The 5,522-nt window shown below is 67.4% G+C and carries 6 protein-coding genes; all 6 read left to right on the plus strand.

The window, feature by feature from the left end:
* The coding region (locus QZ847_RS12275) for an ATP-binding protein (RefSeq protein ID WP_294356865.1) at positions 1-329 on the plus strand (329 nt) is incomplete at its 5' end.
* A gap of 106 nt (positions 330-435) precedes the next feature.
* Complete coding sequence (locus QZ847_RS12280) at positions 436-1,488, plus strand: substrate-binding domain-containing protein (protein ID WP_294356866.1); 1,053 nt, start codon at positions 436-438, stop codon at positions 1,486-1,488.
* Positions 1,488-2,864 (plus strand): phosphate ABC transporter permease subunit PstC, encoded by a 1,377-nt coding sequence (pstC, locus tag QZ847_RS12285; protein ID WP_294356868.1) that lies wholly within the window; start codon positions 1,488-1,490, stop codon positions 2,862-2,864. Before QZ847_RS12280 ends, pstC begins: the two co-directional genes overlap by 1 nt.
* Positions 2,857-4,152 carry a phosphate ABC transporter permease PstA gene (gene pstA, locus QZ847_RS12290; RefSeq protein ID WP_294356870.1) on the plus strand — a complete coding sequence of 432 codons (1,296 nt, stop codon included), beginning with the start codon at positions 2,857-2,859 and terminating at the stop codon, positions 4,150-4,152. Before pstC ends, pstA begins: the two co-directional genes overlap by 8 nt.
* Positions 4,152-4,919 (plus strand): phosphate ABC transporter ATP-binding protein PstB, encoded by a 768-nt coding sequence (gene pstB / locus QZ847_RS12295; protein WP_294356872.1) that lies wholly within the window; start codon positions 4,152-4,154, stop codon positions 4,917-4,919. Before pstA ends, pstB begins: the two co-directional genes overlap by 1 nt.
* Positions 4,920-4,944: 25 nt before the next feature.
* On the plus strand, positions 4,945-5,522 hold a 578-nt coding region (phoU, locus tag QZ847_RS12300; RefSeq protein WP_294356873.1), incomplete at its 3' end, for a phosphate signaling complex protein PhoU.

Here is a 5,522-nt window from a genome sequence, read left to right on the forward strand (position 1 = left end):
CGCAATTGCTTCACAATCTGATCGGCAACGCGATGAAATATGGTCGTGCCGGGACACCGGTGTCGGTCACGCTGAAGACCGGATCACGCGACGCAGTGCTGCTGCAGATCGAGGACGAGAGCGAAGGAATCGCGCCGGAGCATCTTCCCCGCCTGACCGAGCGATTTTACCGCGTCGACGCCGGACGCAGCCGTTCGCTCGGAGGAACGGGGCTCGGGCTCGCGATCGTTAAGCACATCGTCGAGCGGCACCGGGGGCGGCTCGACATCGCCAGCGTGGTCGGCACGGGCACGCGCGTGACGGTCACGCTGCGCGCGGCGGAGCGCTGATCATCCCCCGGTCCGTGGGTGCTGTCATCAAGCGGTAACGCGAGTGTCACACGGAGCCTGAGCGGGTCGGCGCCGCGGGGGCGCGACTGTCTGTTTAAGGGAATCGATGCGTCGTCTCGTCCTGGCGCTCGCGGCAGTATTGCCGGTCGCGCTCGGCGCCTGCGTGGATCAGGCGGCCGGCGGCGGTGCGGGCGCGCGCGACCAGATCCGCGTCGTCGGCTCCTCGACCGTTTACCCGTTCACGACGCTGGTCGCGGAGCAGTACCTCGCCGCCAATCCCGACGCGCGGCCGCCGGTAATCGAGTCGACGGGCACCGGAGCGGGCATCCGCCTGTTTTGCAGCGGCATCGGCGCCTCCTATCCCGATCTGGTCGACGCATCTCGTCGCATGAAGCGCCGCGAATATGACGAATGCGCCAGCCACGGCGCGGGCGATCTGATGGAGGTGCAGATCGGGATCGACGGCATCGCGCTTGCCGAGGCACGTCGCGGACCGCCGATGCGGCTGACCCCTGCGCTGCTGTTCCGCGCGCTCGCCGCCGCCCCCGGCGGCCAACCGAACCGCAGCCGCACCTGGCGCGATCTCGACCCTAACCTGCCGGCGACACCGATCCGCGTCTATGGCCCGCCCGCGACAAGCGGGACGCGCGATGCCTTTGCCGAGCTGATCCTCGCGCGCGGATGCGAGACGCTCGATCCGCGCATGGCGACGTTGCGCGAGCGCGACCGACCGGCATTCGACGCTCGTTGCCTTCGTGTGCGCGACGACGGCCCGTTTATCGACGCGGGCGAGAACGACAATCTGATCGTGCAGAAGCTGCGCGCCAATCCCGAGGCGCTCGGCATCTTCGGCTATAGTTACCTGGAAGAGAATAGCGACACGGTGCGCGGCATTGCGATCAGCGGCGTGGAACCGACGTACCAGGCGATCGCCGACGCGCGCTATCCAGGCGCGCGGCCATTGTACGTTTACACGAAGCGATCGCACCTGCGCGCCGTGCCGGGGCTCCGCCGCTTTCTCGCGCTCTACGCCGCCAATTGGTCACCGGGCGGGGCACTCACGCGTCGCGGGCTGATCCCCAGTCCGGCGAGCGTGCGCGCCCGCGCCGCCGACACGATCGTGCACGATCGCGCGCTCGACCCGCAGGCGCTCGACTGATGTCGCCGCTGACGCTCCTGTTCCTCATCGCCGCGCTGGGGCTCGTCGCCTGGGTGATCGCGCGCACCCGTGCGCGCCGTTTTCGCCGCGTCACACGCCAGCGGTTCAACTCGCTGCCGCAGCATCACGGCTGGTATGTCGCGCTATGCACGGTGGTGCCCGCACTCACGTTTCTGCTGATCTGGTATTTCGTGTCGCCCGCGCTCGTGACCGACGCGGTGCTAGCCACGCCGCGCGCTGCCATGCTGCCGCCGCCCGGCTTCGATCGCGCCGCGATCCTGTCGGAAGCGCGTGAGATCGCCGCCGGACGCGCGTTCGGCGCCTTTACCCCGCTCGGCCAGGCACTCGCCCCCGCCTACGCCGCCGCACAGGCGCGGTTCGACACGATCGGCACCGTGGTGGCGCTGCTGCTCGCGTTCGCGGGCGGCGCGTGGTCGTTCCTGCGGGTACGCCCCGGCTTTTCAGCGCGCAGCCGCACCGAAGGGCTGATCATGTGGCTGCTGCTCGCCGCATCGCTGGTGGCGATCGCGACGACGGTCGGGATCGTGCTCAGTCTGGTGGTGGAGAGCGCGCGCTTCTTCCGCATCGTGCCCGTCGCCGACTTCCTGTTCGGCACGCACTGGAGCCCGAGCGTGATCGACCCGCGCGATCCCGGCGCTGCACTCGGCGCGGTGCCGCTATTCTGGGGCACGTTCTTCATTGGTGCGGTGTTCGCGATGGCGGTGGCAGTGCCGCTGGGGCTGATGAGCGCGATCTACCTGACGCAATATGCCACGCCGCGCGCGCGTCGCTGGATGAAGCCGCTGCTGGAGGTGCTCGCGGGTGTGCCGACAGTCGTCTACGGCTATTTCGCCGCGCTGACGGTCGCACCTGCTGTGCGGCAGGTGGGCAGCGCGCTTGGCATCGCCGCTGCGTCGTCGGAGAGTGCGCTCGCGGCCGGACTGGTGATGGGGATCATGATCATCCCGTTCGTCTCGTCGATGGCGGACGACTCGCTCGCTGCCGTCCCCTCCGCGATGCGAGACGGCAGCCTCGCAATGGGGGCGACCAGCGCCGAGACGATCAAGCGCGTGCTCGTCCCTGCGGCGCTGCCGGGGGTGATCGGCGGCGTGCTGCTCGCGATCAGCCGCGCGGTCGGCGAGACGATGATTGTCGTGATGGCCGCGTCGGGCATCGCCACGCTGACGCTCAACCCGTTTGCCAGCACCACCACCGTGACCAAGCAGATCGTCGACCTGCTGACCGGAGAAGCCGAGTTCGCCTCGGCCAAGACGCTTGCCGCCTTTGCGCTGGGACTAACGCTGTTCGCCATCACGCTGCTGCTGAACGTCGTCGCGCTGATGGTGGTTCGACGCTACCGCGAGGCGTATGACTGAGACGCTCGTTCCCCAGGCGCCGGTCAGCACGGCCGAGATCGCACCGCATCGCCCCACCGACTGGCGCAGCCACGCGATGGAGCGGCGCATCCGGCGCCGCTACGCGGCCGAGCGGCGCTTCCGCCTGCTCGGGCTCGGCGCAGTGGTGCTGTCGGCTGCATGCCTGGCGTTCCTGCTGATCGTGATGATCGCGCAAGGCTATCAGGGTTTCGTCGAGACACGCCTGACGCTGCCGCTCGACCTGCGCGAACTAAGGCTGGAGCGCTCGCCCGAGCGGTTAAGGGCACCCGGTGCCGACCTGGCGCTCGCGGGCGCGGGGCTGGAGCGCGTGGTCGATGCAGCAGCGAACCGAGCCTACGAGGCCGAGGGCGGCGCAGCGCTGCTGTCGGATGGAGCATGGCTGCGCGTGCGCGATGCGGTGAAGCACGATCCGCGGCTGCTCACCCACCCGTTCACGCTCGCGCTTCCTGTTTCGAGCGCGATTGATGTCGCCGCCAAGGGCAAGGGCACGCCCGTAGCTGAACGATCGGTCGCTCTGCTCGGCGCGCATCTGTCTCGCGGCGTGGCGTGGGACTTCTTCACCGGCGCCGATTCGACCGACGCGGCGCGCGCAGGGATCTGGGGGGCGCTCAAGGGATCGTTGCTGACGATGATCGTCACGCTCGCGCTCGCCTTTCCGGTTGGCGTGCTCTCGGCGATCTACCTGGAGGAATATGCGCCGCGTAATCGCGCTACCGACTTCCTGGAGGTATCGATCAACAATCTTGCCGCGGTACCGTCGATCGTGTTCGGGTTGTTGGGATTGGCAGTGTTTCTCGGCACGCTCCACCTACCCCGCTCGGCGCCGTTGGTAGGCGGACTGACCCTCGCCCTCATGACGATGCCCGTCATCGTAATCGCGTCTAGGAACGCGATCCGCGCCGTGCCGCCGTCGATCCGCGACGCCGCACTGGCGGTTGGGGCGTCGCCGATCCAAGTGGTCTCGCACCATGTGCTGCCGCTCGCCGCACCCGGCATTCTGACCGGCACGATCATCGGCATGGCGCGCGCGCTGGGTGAGACCGCGCCGTTGCTGATGATCGGCATGCGCGCCTTCATCGCCGCGCCGCCTGCCGGGTTCACCGATTCAGCAACCGCTTTGCCCGTGCAAATCTTTCTGTGGTCGGACCAGGTCAGTCGCGGCTTCGTCGAGAAGACATCGGCGGCGATCCTCGTGCTGCTCGTCTTCCTGCTCGCGATGAACGGCGTCGCGATCTTCCTACGCAATCGCTTCGAGACGCGCTGGTGATGAGCAACAATCCGCCAAAGATGACTGCCAGCCACGTCGACGTGTCCTACGGCACCAACCACGCCATCCGCGACGTGTCGATCGACGTGTACCGGGAGGATGTCACCGCCTTCATCGGCCCCTCGGGCTGCGGCAAGTCGACCTTCCTGCGCAGCCTCAACCGCATGAATGACACGATCCCGACCGCACGCGTGTCGGGCGACATCAGGCTCGACGGCGAAGACATCTACGCGCGCGAAATGGACGTGGTGCAACTGCGCGCGCGCGTCGGCATGGTGTTTCAGAAGCCCAATCCATTTCCGAAATCGATCTACGAGAATGTCGCCTATGGTCCGAAGATACACGGGCTGGCGCAATCGAAAGGCGAACTCGACCGCATCGTCGAACGCTCGCTCTCCCGCGCGGGATTGTGGAACGAGGTAAAGGATCGGCTGTCCGATCCGGGCACCGCATTGTCGGGCGGGCAGCAGCAGCGACTGTGCATCGCGCGCGCGATCGCGGTTGATCCCGAGGTCATCCTGATGGACGAACCCTGCTCCGCGCTCGATCCGATCGCGACCGCGCGGATCGAGGAGCTGATCCACGACCTGCGCGGGCGCTACGCGATCGTGATTGTCACGCACAACATGCAGCAGGCCGCCCGCGTGAGCCAGCGCACGGCCTTTTTCCACCTGGGCCAGCTGATCGAATACGGCGACACCTCCGACATCTTCACCAATCCTCGGCAAGAGCGGACCAAGGATTACATCACCGGCCGGTACGGCTGAGCGACACGGCCAAGGAACAAGGGCAATGGCAAGCAGCCAGGAACATACGGTCAAGGCGTTCGACCAGGACATCGGGCAGCTGCGCGGGCTGATCTCGCAGATGGGCGGATTGGCCGAGGCGGCGATCGGCAATGCGATGCTGGCGCTGCAGCGCGGCGACCACGCGCTCGCGGCGCAGGTGCGTGCCGACGACAAGAAGATCGACGCGATCCAGCACGAGGTTGAGCGGGCGGTGGTGCGCATCATTGCGCTGCGCGCGCCGATGGCGAACGACCTGCGCGAGGTGGTCGCCGCACTCAAGATCGCGACGGTGGTGGAGCGGATCGGCGATTATGCCAAGAACATCGCCAAGCGCGTGCCGCAGATCGAGAGCGAGCACCGGATCGATCCGATCTCCACGCTGCCCGCGATGGCGCGAATGGCGGCGGACATGGTGCGCGACGTGCTCGACGCCTTCGCCGCGCGCGATCCCGACGCCGCGATCGCGATCTGCGAGCGCGACGACGCGCTGGACGATTTCTACGACAGCATTTTTCGCACGCTCGTCACCTACATGGTCGAAAATCCGAAAACGATCAGCCAGTGCGCGCACCTGCTGTTCGT

This window comes from uncultured Sphingomonas sp. (assembly GCF_913778135.1).
In the GTDB taxonomy this organism is placed as follows: Bacteria; Pseudomonadota; Alphaproteobacteria; order Sphingomonadales; family Sphingomonadaceae; genus Sphingomonas.

What these genes read in the sequence shown, in the direction of transcription:
- QZ847_RS12280 (WP_294356866.1), top strand. Translation starts at nt 436, where the DNA reads ATGCGTCGTCTCGTCCTGGCGCTCGCGGCAGTATTGCCGGTCGCGCTC.
- pstA (WP_294356870.1), top strand. Translation starts at nt 2,857, where the DNA reads ATGACTGAGACGCTCGTTCCCCAGGCGCCGGTCAGCACGGCCGAGATC.
- pstC (WP_294356868.1), top strand. Translation starts at nt 1,488, where the DNA reads ATGTCGCCGCTGACGCTCCTGTTCCTCATCGCCGCGCTGGGGCTCGTC.
- pstB (WP_294356872.1), top strand. Translation starts at nt 4,152, where the DNA reads ATGAGCAACAATCCGCCAAAGATGACTGCCAGCCACGTCGACGTGTCC.